The sequence below is a fragment of the Maribacter antarcticus DSM 21422 genome, from assembly GCF_000621125.1.
In the GTDB taxonomy this organism is placed as follows: domain Bacteria; phylum Bacteroidota; class Bacteroidia; order Flavobacteriales; family Flavobacteriaceae; genus Maribacter; species Maribacter antarcticus.
This window is the reverse complement of record NZ_JHZC01000007.1, coordinates 159,642-177,046: the sequence shown is the minus strand read 5'-3', so window position 1 is coordinate 177,046 and position 17,405 is coordinate 159,642. Positions and strand designations below refer to the sequence as shown.

Annotated in this window: 18 protein-coding genes; all 18 read right to left on the bottom strand. The window is 31.9% G+C overall.

Annotated elements, in window-relative coordinates; genetic code table 11:
• Positions 1 to 306 precede the first annotated feature (306 nt).
• The 18 genes from Q360_RS0107630 to Q360_RS0107545 all read right to left on the bottom strand — a co-directional run bounded on the left by Q360_RS0107630 (position 307) and on the right by Q360_RS0107545 (position 17,356).
• Entirely contained in the window at positions 307 to 1,329 is a 1,023-nt protein-coding gene (locus Q360_RS0107630; protein ID WP_027076560.1) for a polysialyltransferase family glycosyltransferase, read from the bottom strand.
• On the bottom strand, positions 1,320 to 2,564 hold the full coding sequence (locus Q360_RS0107625; RefSeq protein WP_027076559.1) for a lipopolysaccharide biosynthesis protein: 1,245 nt from the start codon (positions 2,562 to 2,564) through the stop codon (positions 1,320 to 1,322). Before Q360_RS0107625 ends, Q360_RS0107630 begins: the two co-directional genes overlap by 10 nt.
• Positions 2,558 to 3,568, bottom strand: coding sequence for a pseudaminic acid synthase (gene pseI, locus Q360_RS0107620; protein ID WP_027076558.1), 1,011 nt, complete (start codon positions 3,566 to 3,568; stop codon positions 2,558 to 2,560). Before pseI ends, Q360_RS0107625 begins: the two co-directional genes overlap by 7 nt.
• Position 3,569: 1 nt before the next feature.
• Entirely contained in the window at positions 3,570 to 4,574 is a 1,005-nt protein-coding gene (locus Q360_RS0107615; RefSeq protein WP_027076557.1) for a hypothetical protein, read from the bottom strand.
• 6 nt (positions 4,575 to 4,580) lie between these two features.
• Entirely contained in the window at positions 4,581 to 5,237 is a 657-nt protein-coding gene (locus Q360_RS0107610) for a PglD-related sugar-binding protein (protein WP_027076556.1), read from the bottom strand.
• The gene (locus Q360_RS0107605) at positions 5,237 to 6,121 is read right to left on the bottom strand and encodes an HpcH/HpaI aldolase/citrate lyase family protein (RefSeq protein ID WP_027076555.1); all 885 of its coding nucleotides are present in this window, start codon (positions 6,119 to 6,121) and stop codon (positions 5,237 to 5,239) included. The genes Q360_RS0107610 and Q360_RS0107605 overlap by 1 nt, the downstream gene beginning before the upstream one ends.
• A gap of 5 nt (positions 6,122 to 6,126) precedes the next feature.
• A complete protein-coding gene (locus Q360_RS0107600; protein WP_027076554.1) occupies positions 6,127 to 6,582 on the bottom strand; it encodes a MaoC family dehydratase in 456 nt (151 codons plus the stop codon).
• Between the two features lie 8 nt (positions 6,583 to 6,590).
• Positions 6,591 to 7,415, bottom strand: coding sequence for an aldolase/citrate lyase family protein (locus tag Q360_RS0107595; protein WP_027076553.1), 825 nt, complete (start codon positions 7,413 to 7,415; stop codon positions 6,591 to 6,593).
• 84 nt (positions 7,416 to 7,499) lie between these two features.
• Entirely contained in the window at positions 7,500 to 8,324 is an 825-nt protein-coding gene (locus tag Q360_RS0107590) for a cytidylyltransferase domain-containing protein (protein WP_169734638.1), read from the bottom strand.
• Positions 8,325 to 8,328: 4 nt separating this feature from the next.
• Complete coding sequence (locus tag Q360_RS0107585; RefSeq protein WP_027076551.1) at positions 8,329 to 9,123, bottom strand: SDR family NAD(P)-dependent oxidoreductase; 795 nt, start codon at positions 9,121 to 9,123, stop codon at positions 8,329 to 8,331.
• Complete coding sequence (locus tag Q360_RS22725; protein ID WP_051554626.1) at positions 9,116 to 9,967, bottom strand: aldo/keto reductase; 852 nt, start codon at positions 9,965 to 9,967, stop codon at positions 9,116 to 9,118. Before Q360_RS22725 ends, Q360_RS0107585 begins: the two co-directional genes overlap by 8 nt.
• Entirely contained in the window at positions 9,951 to 10,232 is a 282-nt protein-coding gene (locus tag Q360_RS0107575; protein WP_027076550.1) for a hypothetical protein, read from the bottom strand. Before Q360_RS0107575 ends, Q360_RS22725 begins: the two co-directional genes overlap by 17 nt.
• Before the next feature lie 108 nt (positions 10,233 to 10,340).
• Complete coding sequence (gene pseC / locus Q360_RS0107570; protein ID WP_027076549.1) at positions 10,341 to 11,489, bottom strand: UDP-4-amino-4,6-dideoxy-N-acetyl-beta-L-altrosamine transaminase; 1,149 nt, start codon at positions 11,487 to 11,489, stop codon at positions 10,341 to 10,343.
• Positions 11,490 to 11,491: 2 nt separating this feature from the next.
• Positions 11,492 to 12,505 (bottom strand): UDP-N-acetylglucosamine 4,6-dehydratase (inverting), encoded by a 1,014-nt coding sequence (gene pseB / locus Q360_RS0107565; protein ID WP_027076548.1) that lies wholly within the window; start codon positions 12,503 to 12,505, stop codon positions 11,492 to 11,494.
• Positions 12,506 to 12,791: 286 nt separating this feature from the next.
• Positions 12,792 to 13,649 carry a glucose-1-phosphate thymidylyltransferase RfbA gene (gene rfbA, locus Q360_RS0107560; protein WP_027076547.1) on the bottom strand — a complete coding sequence of 286 codons (858 nt, stop codon included), beginning with the start codon at positions 13,647 to 13,649 and terminating at the stop codon, positions 12,792 to 12,794.
• Complete coding sequence (gene rfbB, locus Q360_RS0107555) at positions 13,646 to 14,665, bottom strand: dTDP-glucose 4,6-dehydratase (protein ID WP_156950046.1); 1,020 nt, start codon at positions 14,663 to 14,665, stop codon at positions 13,646 to 13,648. The genes rfbA and rfbB overlap by 4 nt, the downstream gene beginning before the upstream one ends.
• A gap of 8 nt (positions 14,666 to 14,673) precedes the next feature.
• A complete protein-coding gene (locus tag Q360_RS0107550) occupies positions 14,674 to 15,669 on the bottom strand; it encodes a hypothetical protein (protein WP_027076545.1) in 996 nt (331 codons plus the stop codon).
• A gap of 4 nt (positions 15,670 to 15,673) precedes the next feature.
• Entirely contained in the window at positions 15,674 to 17,356 is a 1,683-nt protein-coding gene (locus tag Q360_RS0107545; RefSeq protein ID WP_027076544.1) for a DUF6909 family protein, read from the bottom strand.
• Positions 17,357 to 17,405: the final 49 nt, after the last annotated feature.

The window sequence follows — 17,405 nt, the reverse complement described above, 5'->3', positions numbered from 1 at the left end:
GACAACACTATTATAAACAGATGAAATATCATCACATAAAACGAAAATAAGATCACTAAGCTATATCTGATAGTTGAGTAGTTTAGGACTGAAATTCCAAATAGAATTAGCGTAAGGATAATATTAAGGCTATTAGATTTCTTAAAAATCAAATTGTCTTTTTTGCCAATATTTATAGACAAGAGCAGTAAAACAATAAAGAAATAGGGGGCAGTAATAAAAAATGGCTGTATTTTAAAAAAAAATAATAGTCCAAGTAGAATTGGGTATGCCAATACTATTTTTAAGAAAAAATTGATACCAAAATTAACTTTCAAAATTATAATTTTCTAGTTCTATTAATTTAATACAAGTTGTCTCTTTGAAAAAAATCAAATTTGAACTTCCTTTTATGAAAATGGTATGCACTGCCTTTTTAGGATACCCTGTTGTTAAAATATCAATAATCACTGAAGATGAAAAATTAAAAATCTTCTCAAATTCAAAATAATCAATGCTCTCGCCAATTTCATCCTTCCTTAATATCTGAACATCTTTATTATTAGAAAATCTATCAAATAAGAGTGCATTCTCCCTAGGGTGGGGTTTAATTATAATTGCTTTTCCTACAAATGAATTTATTAATTTAGAAAATATTCTAAATTTTTCTTCTTCGTTAAGATCATAATCTTGATTAGGTAATGAAAATATCAAAATTTTATTGGAATGAGCATTATATTTTTTAGTTACTTTTCTTTTAGTTGCATCAATACTTAAGTACTCTACATTTTCCCTTTTGATAGGGAGCATCTGTGGTAATCTTGCATAGACTTTATTAATTCTAGGATAAAGCCCTAATGTATATATGTATTTTAATTTTTCCTTAAAAAGTAGTGGAGTCAAACATTGATAAACATACTTTGTCAATGTTATTTTCCAATTAGATTTATATTTATAGTAGCCTAAGCCCTCTTCTATAGCTATTAAGTCATTTAATTTACTGTTTATAAAAGGAGTTTGTAAAAACATTTGTGTGAAAATATCTTTTTCACTACCAATATACATATTGAGTTTTTCATGAAACGAATATTTGGCTTCTAAACCATTTATCTCTTTTCTAATTATAGCTATTGCTTTTTTGCATTCTAAGTAATATTTATAATTGAGTAACCTATTTTTGGAAAATTTGAAATTATTAATTGTAAGTATCTCACTGTTGTACGTTTTAAATGATGTATGCTCGCTATGGTAGATTAATGTACTTTTTTGTTTGAATAAGTTTTCAAATAATCGCTCCATAGTATCCTTCTGAAACGGCGTCAACACTATGATAATATTTTTTATTTCCATTGTGCTATTATTTTGTTACTATACTTTCTTTTAAAAATAAAAAGACAAATATTACCTATTAAAAGCGAGATAGCAGCGCCGTATATTCCTAAAAGAGGAATGAGTATGATATTGGCGGCTACATTAAAAACGCAAGCTAAGAGTGTTGCTTTTAAAATCTGACTCTCCTTTTCATACCCCACTATCAAATAATGATAAGAAAAACTTAAGTTTAACAATAAGCAACCTGTCAATAAAATATAAAAAATTGGAACGTTTGCATATAGTTCCTCTTTACCTATGTAATTTAGAAAAAAAGGAATGAATACTATTGAGCAAATAGCATAGATACCTATTAACAAGAATGTTTTATTTTTTATCGTTTTCATTCCCTTATTAATTCCTGTTAAGTCTTTCTCATGTACAGCTTGAATGATATCTGGATATACAAATGATATATACATTGTAAACACCATTACATTAATTAGATTAGCCAATTGGAAATATAAGGCATAAACACCTAAATCTACTTTACCTAAAAAGTAAGTAATTAAATACCGATCTGAATATTCTATTATCTTTAAACAAATAGTGGATAAAAACATAGTTAAGCCTACACCAATGCCCTTCTTTATCCAAGAAAAATCTACTTGAGCGCTAAAAAATCCAGTTATTCCAGGATAGAAACAAATGCCGAGAACAGATGTTAAAAAAGCAAAGCATAACCATAATTGCAAAATTTCAGCAATACTTATGGTAAAACCTTGATTAAAAACTAAATTAATCACAATAATACCTGCCCAAATACCTGTTCTAATAAAAAGCAAAATATTTGCAAATAATGGATTTCGTAAAGAAATATAGGTCCTAAAAAATTCTTGTCCTAGATGCTCAAAAATTATCAAAAAATATAAGACCCAAAAAGAACCTAAATCAATAAAAGTTACATAATTATATATCGTCCAAATAATAGGAAGTAACAAGACATAGGAAAAAGAGTAAAAAATAAGAGAGTTTTTAAAGTAAAAAATCTTACGCTCGTTCCCTTTAATAATTAACCTATTTGAATAAACATAAAAATCAAATCCAAAGAATATTATCAATAACGCAACGGTTGTTGTGACTAAAGTATATTCGCCTTGAAACTCTAAGGATATTTCCTTGGTAATTAAAAAAGTTAATAGAAATCTTGACCCTAATCCCAGAAGTCTACAAGCAAGTGTAAGTGCCTTTTCAAGATTTTTTTTATTTAGCATAACAATTCCCAACTCAAGGGTGTTCCAGCTTTTAAATCTTGACTAAATTTTTTATTTATAATTTCATTGTAATACATTGGATGTAGACCGTTTCCAGGCCTAATACATTTAACATTCTCAATAGAAATTTTATCGTTTTTCTTAACATCTTTATAAATAAAGATGGATCGTCTTCTATTCTTATTTCTATCTGTTAAATTATAAGAAACACTACCTAGCGCATCTTTTGCATCTTTAACTGATGAAACCATGTGTTTAAACTCATGGGGCTCCATTGAAAAAGCTGCATCAATACCTCCTTTTTCTCTGTTTAAAACAAAATGCTTTTCTACAACAGTAGCTCCAAGTGATACTGCTACTACTGGTACTGTGCTCCCAAAACTATGATCAGACAATCCTACCTTAACGTTAAAAGTCTCTTTAAGATTAGGTATAGTTAATAAATTTGCCATGTCTGGTGTTGCGGGATACTCAGATGTGCATTTTAATAGGGTAATATCATTATTTCCCTCTTTCCTACAAGTGTCAACAGCTAGTTGTATGTCTGCTAAGCTTGCAAGACCCGTAGACATAATCATAGGTTTACCTTTTGATGCAACATATGAAATTAAAGGTATGTCCGTTATTTCAGGAGATGCAATCTTATAGAGACCTACATTTAATAACTCCAAAAAGTCTACTCCTTCCCTATCAAAAGGTGATGAAAAAAAAATCAAACCTAAAGATTCTGAGTATTTTTTTAACTCTGGATGCCACTCATAGGGCAAGCTCCCTTCCGTAAAAAGCTCATATAAGGTTTTTCCTTTCCACAAGCCATCTTTTCTAGGTCCAAAGTGCTCGTTATCCACATTTAGCGTTAGTGAATCTGCTGTGTATGTTTGTACCTTTACTGCATCTGCTCCTGATTCCGCTATGGCATCAATAGTTTTTTTTGCTAGGTTTAAATCATTATTGTGATTGGCGGATAACTCTGCTATTACAAATACTTTTTCTGGATTTATCATTTCAAATACGCTCTATAATTTCTACTATTCTATCTATTCCTTTAAAATCTAATATTACTTTAGATTTCTCGCTTAATAATTTACGGATGGTCGTGTCATTTACAAGTTCGCCAATCGTTTCATTTAGGGTGTCTGCCTTTAACAAATCTATTAAACCTAAATGAAAAATAGCCTTCGTTTTTTCATTTAACACTTTAGAAGCATGTGCATTGGACTCTTGATGACCAATACTTATGATGGGCATACCTAAGGCCATAAATTCATATGTACTTACTCCAAATGCAGCTATAAGCAAATCGCTATTATATATTACATTCATGTCATAGGGTAAAAAATTAACATTCATGAAGTATGGTTGAGGGATACTATTTGAGTACATATAATTTTCACCCAAATAGAAATTAAATGTAATAGTATTCCATTTTGGAAAATCGATTAAATCGTACAGCTTACTCGTTACATTTCTTGGGTCACTTCCTCCACATATAATTCCAATTTCACTTAAATCGTTATTAAGGTTAATTTGTTTTGGGGCTAACTTGTTAATTTTAGCATTAAATGTAAAATATTCAAGCCCTTGATAAATTTTTGTTTTTAGTTTGTCAAATTTTAAAAAATAGGATGCCTCTTGGTGAATGGACGGTAAAATATAAATATCTGCGAAATGTCTAGATTCACTTAAATTTTGATAAAAAATAACTTTAGTTCTATTTTTGAGTTTCTTGAAACTTTCAGTTTCAAAATCCAAAATACCATCAACATAAAGCAAATCATACTGGTTATTTAAGCAAATATTAATTGTTTCATTATTAATATTTTGTCCATCCAATTCTAAATGTGGAAATTGAAAGTTCTTAATACTATTCCAAAAGGTAGATTTTGCATGTGCAAAAGTAACCGAATATGCTTTCTCCGCTAAAGCTTGAGCTAAATTATAACTTCTAAAAAAATGGCCTAAGCCAACCTTTTCACCAGCATCAACCCTAAAAAGTATTTTTTTATTCAATAAAGTTTATTTTGTTGAACCAATAACTCTAGCAGGACTTCCTACCACTTTTGTATAATCATCTACATCCTTTAATACTACCGCCCCTATACCTGTTATAGACCATTTACCTAGAGTAACATATTCTAAAGTAGTTGCATTGGTGCCTAAATAGGCACCTTCCTTTAGGTGTACATCTGCTCCTATACAAGCATTGTTGGCAACATAACTATAATCGTCTAGTTTAGCGCCATGACCTACTAAAGACTGTGCAAAAATTTGCACAAAATTACCTATGGTTGTATTTGGACCTATTGACACAAAAGGTTGAATACAAACACCATGACCAATTTCAGCATGTTTAGACACCACTGCGGTTGGATGGATTAATGTAGCAAATTTCTTTTTTGGTATTTCTAGGTCAAGTAATTTAAATAAAAATTTATGATTTAGTTTAACAGATATGAGGCTGTAAAAAAAATAAACAGTGTCATCTAATAAATATTTATTTACCGTTACTTTATCTATTCCCCCTAAAACAGGATAGCCATTAATAGGCTTCTTTTCGTTGTCATTTAAAAAACCTAAAAGCTCCCATTCTGGCTTTACCTGATTTATATCTTCCACTGTTGATTGAACAACAGTACCATTGCCATAACCTCCGATAATAATTAACTTTTTCATTACTTCTTATTAAGTACTAGTTTGTGCTTTTTTAATATTTTTTTTGCTTTTGCTACAAATGGCGGGCCAATAAACTTACCCTTTATTATCGCTACTCCTTTCCCGTCTTTCTTTGCCTCCTCATCTAATTCTAAAATAGTTTGGGAATGTTTTACTTGATCAAGAGTTGGAGAATAGTATTGGTGAACCAATTCTAGTTCTATAGGATTTAAAACCAGCATTCCCTCAAATCCGAGCTTCACAGAAAGCTTTAAGTTCTCCTCCAAATCCACTAAATCTTTTACTCGTACATGAACTGTGTCGATAGGAATTACATTTTGCGCTCTTGCTCCCATAGCTATTAATGCTCTTGGCGTAAACAAACTCAAATGTTCATTGTCATGTATTCCTTCTAAATCGGTTATAAAGTCTTCTGAGCCGTATGCTACGGCTATCACTCTTTTAGAAACAGAACAAATTTCTTGGACATTCATTACTGCAGAAGCAGTCTCTATTAAAGGTATAATTTTAAATGTTCCCGTTTCTATTCCTTTTTCATATTCTATGGTTTCTAAAAGTTTATCAAAAAAATAGATATCCTTTCCTGTTTTTGCTTTTGGGTACATAAACCCATCTACTCCTTTTACTGAAAGTTGGGTGACATCCTTTAACAATTGCCCACTTTCTCTGTCGTTAATCCTTGGAAAAATATGTTTGCCTTTAAATTTCCCCTCTTCAAGATATTTAAGTACCATATCCCGAGCTATTTGTTTGTTTTTTAAAGGTTGTACGGAGTCCTCAATATCTAGCAATAAAACGTCTGCGGATAGTTTAGTGGCACTTGTCATTAATTTTTCACTATGAGCAGGAACAAACATTAGACTCCTCATTAACATCTTGTCCATTAGAGTTATTTTTTAGGAATTAGCACTTTTCTTCTAAAACTTAATACGGGTTGCTTTTTTTGATTGTAAGCTATTGTTTCTACGTAAACAATACCTCTGGTATTATTAGATTTTGTAATCCATTTATCTAGAATTTTGGTTTTCGCATAAATAGTGTCGTTAATAAAGACTGGTCCCAAATGCTTTACTGTTTCATATTCGAGATTAGCAATTGCCTTGCCACTGATATCTGGAACAGTAATTCCAACTGCCAAACTAAAAACTAAAGTTCCTACTACTAATATTTTTTTATGCTGATGATCTTTAACAAAATCTAAATTGGTGTGTACCGGATGATGGTTCATTGTTAAAAGACTGAACAAATTATTATCACTCTCAAAAATAGTCTTAGAGGTGCTGTGATTTATAATCTCACCAACCTTAAAATCCTCAAAATAGTTTCCTAACTCAAACGCTTTCATGTTATATTTTATAGTTTTTTATAATTTTTTATAATTTTTTGTATCCTATTTAAATGAGGTTGCTCTATTATCTTCCCATCTATGATTATAGGATTAAACTCCTTATTATTCTCCAATTTAGATACCACCTTATTAACTCTAAGAGCAAATAAATATTCTTCTTCTGTATAAAATTGAAAGCTGTTAAGTATTTTGTGCTGTTTAGGATGAATAATGAATTTGGCATCATAACCCTTATCATGCCCATCAACAATTTCTTTCTTAAAATCATCATCATTATTCATCTCCATAGAGGCAATATCTATCGCAGTAATGTCCCAAGCCCTTGCTAAATATAATATGTTTTGGCGTATAAGCTCTAAGTTTTCTAATTGATGCTTACCTCCAATGATTGACATAAAATCATGACTACCCAATCCAATTCCTGTGAGTTTTTTTGAATTCTTAAAAGTCATGGTTAAGAGCTCTAAATATAGCATAGGTGTTTCTACTAGCAAGATAACATCTAAGAAATCATTGTACAAAACTTTTAAAACCAGCTCCAATTCTGTTACCGAATTTATTTTTGGCAGTACATATTTATTAAATCCTTTGTTTATGAATGACTTTATTAAAGATAAATCCAATTCCATAGGTTTTACTAAACTATGCAAGGGAACCCTTAGATAACAATCTCTAGAGTGTTCAAAATTGTCTATTTCCAAAAAAAAAGCATTTCTCTGAGAAGCCTTTATGGCATCTTCTAAATCAATTATGAATTCACTAATTTCTAAACCGCGGAATTCTAGTATCTTATTAATTTTAGATGCCGGAACAAAAAAAAAGGATTCCATTTTATCGCTTATTTTAATTTAGTAACCATTATGTTCTAAAATTCTGCTTTGTTTCTTTATCAATGTTAAAACAGTGATTTTTTTTCAACCTAATTTATCTTTTAAAAATAAGACCACTCTATTCAATTCTAAACTACCCAAAACTCCAACGGCAATTTCTAATTCTTCTTCAAGGTTGTTGCCTTGTTTTTTTTGAAGATTAGAATTATTTATACCTTGAATCCAACTGTTATCCTCAAGAAACTCTAACAAAGTTTTCAAATTATAATTGTAATCTAAAGTAGAAAGATACTGATATATAATGTTCATAGCGCCGTAATCTGATGGATAGTCTACTGTAAACCTAAAATCAGAATAATTAACCTTGTGATCAAGTTCTAAAATAGAGAAAGTCTTTCTGTTATTTTTTATATAAATTGTGACATGTTCTTTATCGCTTTCACTCAAATCGGGCTCTTGACTAACTTTTTCAAGTACATTGGCATTGACGATTTCAAAACTGGTTCCATAAGGAAGGTTTAAGTTTCTAGTATAATCAAAATTCGATTTTAAATGTTGTTGTAAGGCTTTTTCTAGAATATCAATCAAAACAACGGGGTTATCGCCAGTGATTCTGATTACCACATCTAAATTCTCTTCTTTAATAACTTGCACAAATCTTTTAAGAACATTGTTTTCGTCTCCTCTAATACATTTTATTCTTTGCTCTCGTGCAAAAGTTTCTATTACGGCATCTTTTGGGTTATTACTTGTAGCAATTATAATTTCATCAATTAACTTTACCTTTTGTAAACGATTTACAATTTGATTTAAAATTGTTTTATTCTCGTTAAAAGGCAAGTTCATTAAAACTTTACCCGGAAGCCTTGTAGAATCATACCTAGCTTGTATTACTGCTCCTATTTTCATAATCTTACCAAATTGTCCAACCACCATCAACAGCAAAATTCTGTCCTGTTATAAAGTTAGAAGCCTCACTGCTTAATAATACACTTATCCCTGCTAAATCTTTAGGTTGTCCAATTCTATTTAATGGGTTAGATTGCTCTAATTTTTTTATAAAAGCAGGATTATCTTCTTGAATTTGGTCCTTAGAGAAAGGTCCGGGAGAAATAGCATTAACATAAATATTCTCTTTACCTAATAGAACAGCATAATACTTGGTAAGCTGTATTACACCTGCCTTTGCTGCTCCATAATGTGGCGGATTAGTGTACTTTTCACAATCATCACCTTCATACAATCGTTTAAAGTTTGGACTTATATGTCCATACATGGACGCTATATTAATAATTTTACCATGCTTTTGCTCTCTCATTATTGGAATGGAAGCCTTTATGCTCTTTTGGACAGATGCCAATACACCCTCCATGGTATAGCTCCAGTCTTCATCTGACATATTTTCTTGGTTAGACCCTCTAGCAAAATGTGCATTATTAAATACGACATCAATAGATCCGTATTTACTTTTAAATTCCTTGAATTGACTCATGAAATCCTCACCACTTTGACTAATATCAAATTTTTCGAAAAACAAATTAGCCTTTTTAATGTCTTTAAACTTTTCTTGATATTTTTCTTTTGTCCTTCCCGCAACAATAACTTTAGCGCCAAAGCCTAACAAAGAGTTTACTATTCCACTGCCCAAGTGGCCGTAACCTCCAGTCACAATAATAACTTTATCGGTTAAATCAAATATGCTAGTCATTGTTTATTTTTTTAGGCCAATTAGAAGGCATTAATATTTCAGATTTAATTTTAAAATCCGTGTTAAGTAATCTGTTGTTCTCCTTTCCAATTAACAACAAATTATTCTTTAATTGTTCTAAATTATTAACACCAATATTTGCTACGGATACATATTCTTTTTCTAAAACATATTGCAACAAACAACCAGATAGGTTTTCAAACTTTTGGATTTCTTTTAAAATAGGTTTAACTGTATTAAAAAACGAATCCAGTTTATCTATATTACAAAAGAAGAGACCTTGTAAAAATGTTGAGCGAGTGTGTATTTCACAACCCTGCTTAGATAAAATCTTCATATAATTTTCAAACCTCGAATCTAAATAATTATATGGAACTTGAATTATATCTAACTGTATACCAGAATCTAACACCTTCTCTATTTCTGCTATCGTGTTAAAAGAGGCGCCTATTTTGGTTATTGTACCACTAGCTTTTTGTTGCTGTAACTTTTTCCAATTTTCTTTATTGTTATCTATCAAATCTAACGGTCTATGGGCTAAATATCCATAAACTGATTTTTGATTTAATCTTGTTAAAGAAGTTGCTATTTGTTCTTCTAGTGTATTTTTTGAATTAGATACATATTTAGAAATAATCTTAAACTTATCTAAGTTAAAATTTCCAATTACCTCCTCAGCAGTGCCATATGCATATGCTGTGTCAAGATAATTAACATTGTTATTTATAGCAAACTCTAAAATTTTTGATACTTCATGAACTAAAGTCTTTCCTTGGTTATTTGAAATCCCATAATCTAATCCAAATTGAACAGTGCCGATTCCTATTTTAGAATTTAGAAGCATTTTTGTCTTTTAATAAATTTGATATGTCTTGGTTTAAAATAATAGAAAATTTGTCCGCTCCCCTACTATTTAGATGTATGTAATCATAATAGTCTTTCAAATTAAATTTATCATTATTACTATAATCCAAAAAATAAATATCGTCCATATTTGAATTTTCTAACCACACATCATTCAACTTTTTCTTTGTCTCCTCCTCTGGGTAATTTAAAATATAGTTTCTTAGATATGACCCATTACAAGTAAAATATATTCTGGTTTCCATGCTATTTAGAAAGATTAAATGGCAACCAATAATATTAATCACTTATACCTGTGTTTCGACAAATAATATACAATTGAAAAAAAATAAATTCGGCTGAATTAAAAAGTATTAGCTATAAAATTCATGAACACAATTAATTACGTAATCCTGCTCATCGTTCGTTAAGCTTGGATACATAGGCAAACTAATACACTTAGAGTAATAGTGTTCTGAATGGCTTAAGTCTGCTCCTGAATATCCAATCTCCTTGTAATAAGGAAGTTTATGAACAGGGATGTAGTGTATTTGTGCAAAAATATTTTTTGTCCTTAAGAATTCGTACAACGCTTTTCTATCATCAACCTCTATAACAAATAAGTGATGTGCATTTAAAGTATTTTTTGGTAAACTTTGGAATTTTACCTTACCTCTAAAAACCTTTTTATAATTATCCGCTATTTCATTTCTTCTTGCTAAACCATCATTATTTTTTGCAAGCTGAGTAATTCCTAAAGCAGATTGAATATCTGTAAGCCTATAGTTATAACCTAACTCTTGCATTTCATAATACCATCCGCCGTGGTTTTCCTTCATATTTTCCTTTACGATTCCGTGACTTCGTAGCGAACACAAGCTGTTATAAAGTAGCTCGGAATTGGTTGTCACCATACCACCTTCACCACAGGCAATATGTTTTACTGGATGAAAAGAAAATACAGTAAGATCCGAATAAATGCCATTACCGCAATTTTGTTTAAGATTATTAGAATCTGTGAAATAACCTCCTGGGGCATGGGCTGCGTCTTCAATAACCCAAAGGCCGTGTTCTTTAGCTAATTCATGAAAATCTTCTAGGTTTACTGGTAACCCTGCAAAATCTACTGGAATTATACCTTTAAAAAACCCTTTAGGTTTGCTTTCTATAAGTTGTCTTGTACTATCGAACGATAACAAATAAGAATTTGGATTAATATCTGCAAACCAAACCTCTCCTCCAGAATATCTTACACAGTTGGCCGAAGCTGCAAATGTAATTGGACTAGTAATAACACGTTCTCCTTTTTTTAATCCTAAAGCGGCAACGGCTATGTGCAAACCAGCAGTAGCATTAGAAACAGCTACCGCAAACTTGGATCCCACATAAGCTGCAAACTTATCTTCAAATTCCTTAACCTTTGGACCCTGTGTTAAAAAGTCTCCAGTTAAAGTAGAAACTACAGCATCTATGTCGTCTTGCTCTATATTCTGCCGTCCGTAGGGTATAATTTTATTACTCATTACTATGCCTCAAAATTTGAATCTACATGCTCCTTGATAAGCGATCTTAAACTTTCTACAGTTTCCCAAACATCATTTTCTCCTGAATTGTAACTAAAATTTTCAGCTACTTTTTTGGCTTTAAATGTTGTTATAAAGTCATCTGTCGTCCACTTATGGGTAGCGGGTAATATTGCATAATATCTACCTAAATCATAAGTGTAATATGAGTCGGAAGTGGTAATCATTTCTTCGTGTACCTTTTCTCCTGGTCTAATCCCAACAATAGGTTTTTTACAATCTGGTCCAATTGCCTTTGCTACGTCCATTATCCTGTAAGATGGAATTTTGGGGATATATATTTCTCCGCCCCATGCGTTTTCTAAAGCGTACATTACCATATCTACACCGCCCTGAAGCGAAATATTAAAACGTGTCATGTTAGGGTCGGTTATAGGTAATGAGCCCTCTTTTTTCTTGTTAATAAAAAAAGGAATTACTGAACCGTTAGAGCCCATAACATTTCCATATCTAACAACAGAAAAACGAATAGGGCTATCTCCTTTAATATTATTTGCGGCTACAAATAATTTATCTGAAGTTAACTTGGTGGCTCCATACAAATTTATTGGCGCACAAGCTTTATCTGTAGATAAAGCAACCACTCTTTCAACATTCGTAGAAAAACATGCATCAACTACATTTTGGGCGCCGCCAATATTTGTTTTAATACACTCTTCTGGGTTATACTCCGCTAAATGCACATGTTTCATTGCAGCAGCATGAATAACGTAATCTACACCCTTAAATGCCCTTGCAAGTCTACTTTTATCTCGTACGTCTCCTATAAAAAATCGTATCTGAGGAAATTCATTTATTGGAAATTCTTGAGCCATTACAAATTGTTTTTGTTCGTCTCTAGAAAAAATAATTAGCCTTCTTATTTCTGGATATTTAAATAAAATATGTGTTGTTAATGCCTTTCCTAAAGAACCTGTACCCCCGGTTATTAGAAGTGATTTACCTTTAAAATTCATTTGTAATAATTAGTTTGTTGTAAAAACATCGCTGTTGGTATATTAACAAAAATACGATAATTCCAGTAAGGAACAAGCTACAAATTCTCTTGCAGAATGTTCCGTAAAAGGTTTTTTTTGTTTTTCAAATAGTAACTCTGAATTATCTCATGATTTTTATTTCTTTAAACCAAAGAAAATCATTCAAAACGGAAATAAGTGAACAGTTGGCAAATCACAGAGTTGACCAGATTAGTTCAACTTTTTGAATAAACCTTTATACTATAAAAAACTATAATTTTTTAGTTTAACGGAGTTGAAGTAGGTATTCACCATATCCACTTTTCCTTAATGGTTCCGCCAACCTATGCAATTGGTCCTTAGATATAAAACCCATTTCATAAGCTACTTGCTCAATTGAACCAATTTTCAAGCCTTGTCTTTCCTCAATTACTTGTACAAATTGGGAAGCCTGCATCAAAGAAGTAAAAGTACCTGTATCTAACCAAGCTATACCTTTATCCATAACACTAACTTTTAGATTCCCATTTCTAAGATATTCTTTATTTACATCGGTAATTTCTAACTCCCCTCTTTTACTCGGACGTATCTTTTTTGCGATATTAACCACTTTATTATCATAAAAATAGATGCCAGGTACTGCGTAGTTTGATTTTGGAGAATTAGGCTTCTCTTGGATTGAGGTAGCATTACCATAAATATCAAAATCTACTACTCCATACCGTTTAGGGTCATTAACATGATAAGCATAAATAACACCACCTTCTGGGTTAGTATTTGAGAGTAATATATTTGATAATCCTGAACCATAAAAAATATTATCACCTAAAATTAGAGCAACTTTATCTGTTCCAATAAAATCTTCTCCAATAATAAATGCGTCTGCTAAACCTTTAGGAGTCTTTTGCTTGGCATAACTAAATGAACAGCCAAACTGAGATCCATCGCCTAATAAATTTACGAATAAAGGTGCATCTGTCTCCGTAGTGATAATCAAAATTTCTGTAATTCCAGCAGACATGAGAGTTGATAATGGGTAGTATATCATTGGTTTGTCATAAACAGGCATGAGTTGTTTACTTATTACCAATGTAAGTGGCGCAAGACGTGTTCCTAATCCCGCAGCTAATATAATTCCTTTCATTTTTTTAGCTTATTATATTTTTCTATATACCATTGAACAGTTTTCTTCAATACTGAATCAAAATTACCACTTGGTTCCCAACCTAATTCTTCTTTACATTTATGTGCATTGATTGCATATCTATAATCATGACCTTTTCTGTCCGTGACAAATGTTATCTGCTCCATATAACTTCCAAATGGTCTTGGTTTGATAATATCTAATATGCTACATATTTTATTGGCAATCTGAAGGTTATTGTATTCATTGTTTCCACCAAACAAATACGTTTCGCCAGACTTTCCATTATGAAAAACCTCATTAATACCTTCACAATGATCAATTACATAAAGCCAATCCCTGATATTTTTTCCATTCCCATATATCGGAATTTTTTCAAGCTCTATTGCTTTTCTAATAACCGTAGGTATGAGTTTTTCATCATGTTGTTTTGGTCCAAAATTATTGGAGCAATTTGTGGTAACAACATTTAAACCATAGGTTTTACCATAGCTTCTTACTAAAAAATCTGAAGCTGCTTTAGATGCGCTGTATGGACTGTTTGGAGCATATGGTGTTTCCTCTGTAAAAAAACCAAATTGACCTAAACTACCATAAACCTCATCTGTAGATATGTGGTGGAATCGTTTATCAATATTATGTTCTCCCCAACTGTCTTTAGCGGCTTCTAACAAAACAAATGTGCCATCTATATTCGTTTTTATAAAACTACCAGGGTTATGTATAGAATTATCTACATGAGATTCTGCCGCAAAATGAATTACACCATCTATTTGATTTTCTTTAAAAACCTTTTCAACTATTTGTCTATTGGTTATATCTCCTTTAATAAAAGAATATCTTTTCTTATTTGCTACAACACAAAGGTTATCTAAATTACCTGCATAAGTAAGTTTATCTAGGTTTAAAACACTAAGGTGTTTATTGGCCTCTAAAAAATAGGGAATAAAGTTACTCCCAATAAATCCAGCACCCCCAGTAACTAATATTGTTTTTTGCAGGTTGTTCAAACTCATTTTAAACATCAGATTATTTCAGCAGCTCTTTTATTTAAAAATCTAACGATTGACACCATAAAAAATAACCCAATTAAAAACAGAGGTATAAAGACTATTTTTTTTCCGAAAAATTGTTTTTGGACCTGCTGAGTCTTTCCTAAATTAATAATTCTAACCGCTTCCTTTCTTTGCTCTATTTCTATTTTCTTACTTTCTATATCTGCTATCAAACTATTCTTTAAGCTAAACAAACCCGTTATGTTTACAGTTTCTTTATTATCCATAATTATTCTATCGTTACCTGCGAAACTTTCAGATTTTGCAATCTGCTTAGAGTAATTAAAAATAATTTCATCAAGCTGTTTTAATACTTGTTTGTTTTCCTCAATTCTAGATAAGGAATTTTCCCTGTAAATGGCAATAAGTCCTTTAAAGTATTGATTAGTATTTATATATCTCAGAACACCTTCTATAAACTCTTTACTTTTTTCTTTATTCCTATAATAAAAAGTAATCCTATGATTATAAGAACTCTTGTTTTGGAGTTCAGCTCTAACAATGTCAGCAATAGCATCCGTGTCTTCAAAACTTTTAAGCATTTCTAAATATTGTTCATCATTTTCTGTGCTTATTTCTCCATTTACTTTATTGATAGTAATTTCTAACCCATTAAAATTAGGAGCTTGCATCCCAATGGTTTCAAAAAAAGCAGTATCCTTAGCTTTTATATTAGCCGTCAATTCATCAATTACATCGTATAAATAGTTTTTACTATCGATTTGAGGCTTTACAATAACCTCTGTTTTGTATTTTTTAGAAGTTACTTTACTTAAAACATAACCAGCAACAACACCTAAAACAATAAGTCCAATGAGGATAATAGCATTTTTCTTTAAATAAAGAAAAAACCTTAAAAATCGACTAAACAAACTATTAAATCCTTTTCCAATCATACGGAACAATTGTCCCAAGTCTATTTCGTCGGAATTGTTTTGGGGATTAGTTGGTTGTTTTTCTGCCATTATACTATGAATTAAAAATCTGTTTTAAAATCTTGTCTGTAATCAAATAGGTAGGTTTTACCCCTGTAGTTCCAAGCCCTCCAGAAGCTAAAGTGCTTCCTGTTTCCAAGGGGTTGTCCGATGCATAATAGGCGTATCTTACCTTTACGTCTTCTCGTATACTTTTTCTAATCCTGGAAGCGGATTGTATGGCTTTTTGATAGTGCACCCCTTCCATTTCTAACCCTATGACACTCCACGTGGATTTGTGAAAAAACTTTAGGATATCCTTGTTTTGTAGGGAAGTTCCTAGCACCGTAACCATTGTTCCCTCAAAAACCTTTAACCCGTACCCTTCAAAATCTGAAGCGCAGAGCTCGTTCTTAAATGGATAATTATCAGCCGTACCTTCAAAAATGTGCGCCGACGGAATCATTAAATCTCCTTTCCCCCCTTCAAGTATTCCTGCTTTTCCCATAATGGAAATAGAGGCTACATTTAAGAAAATAGCGTTGTCCTTTTTACTGGCAAAGGGCCTCAACAATTCATCAATAGTTTCATAGGCTTGCTCCCCAAACGCATAGTCCATCACAAAAATAACGGGTTTTGTTTCGTCCGGTTCCTCTTTTACATCATAACAACAAACTCCAGAACCAAATTTAGCCACATCAAAAATCTGGACGTCAATATTGGTTCCTGAAGTATCGTCCAAGGAAATCATTCCATTTTCTTCTGCTACTTTCTTTACTTTGTCCCTTAACTCCCCATTATCGGAACTACTTAACGCTTTATAAATTTCGAGTGAATTGACATCTTTAAAATCACTTGTAAGGGCTTTTCTAGCGAACAAGGAATTCATTACGCTGTGCATGTTAGCGGAAATAATATGTAATGGTCTCTCTAATAATTTGTGCTTTTTTAATACCTCTTTTATATTGTTGGCCCAGCGTTCCCCATGAATATGATGCCCTAAACTTTCTCGCAAAAGGGAACTAAACGTAATCGTGCGCTTCTCCCCTGTAATCTCTTCTTCTATGGATAATTTGCCCAACCAATATATTATTTTAAGAAAACGCTCTGGATTCTGCTCGGTTTTGAACTTCTCGTAAATTTCAAGTATTTCCTCAAAGGATCTGCCTAATATATTAGCGGTATGGATTAAGGCGATTTCCCTTTCTTCTTTGTTTATTTCGTCCTTTTGTATAGTTGCTTCCAATTTAGACCAGTCGCGTATGGTCCTTTCCGTATCAGGAATCAAAACACGTTTGCAAATTTTATCGGACTCTATAAAAAGGAAGGTCAGGTGGGTAAGGATATCATAAATATCTGATCTTCCCCTGGTAATTTCAATATTCATTTGTTCGTCATCTATGCGATAACAATTTCTTCTTCGCTTTGGTGGTATAATAGCATCCATGTGCGAATTCCCAAAACCTTCATCCGAGGTAAGATTAATGAATTTGCATTGTTCGATACCCGCAGGAAGTCTCTCTAATACATAGACAAGTCCGTTAAGCTCTGCCTTGTCCTCTGCAACCGAACCATAAATTTCTGGACGCAAGGCTAAAAGCGCATTTTTAAGTGCTTCGCCCGAAACGCCATTTGGTTTGAAAAAACCTCGGTTAAAAAGGTGCCGCATGGTAATATACAAACGTTCAATTGCGTTCGTAGATTCTTGGGCGCGTGATGGTGTTACTGTTTTTCCCATTTTAGGATTTCAAACAAAACTACGATTAAAATTTAAGTTGCTACTGCTT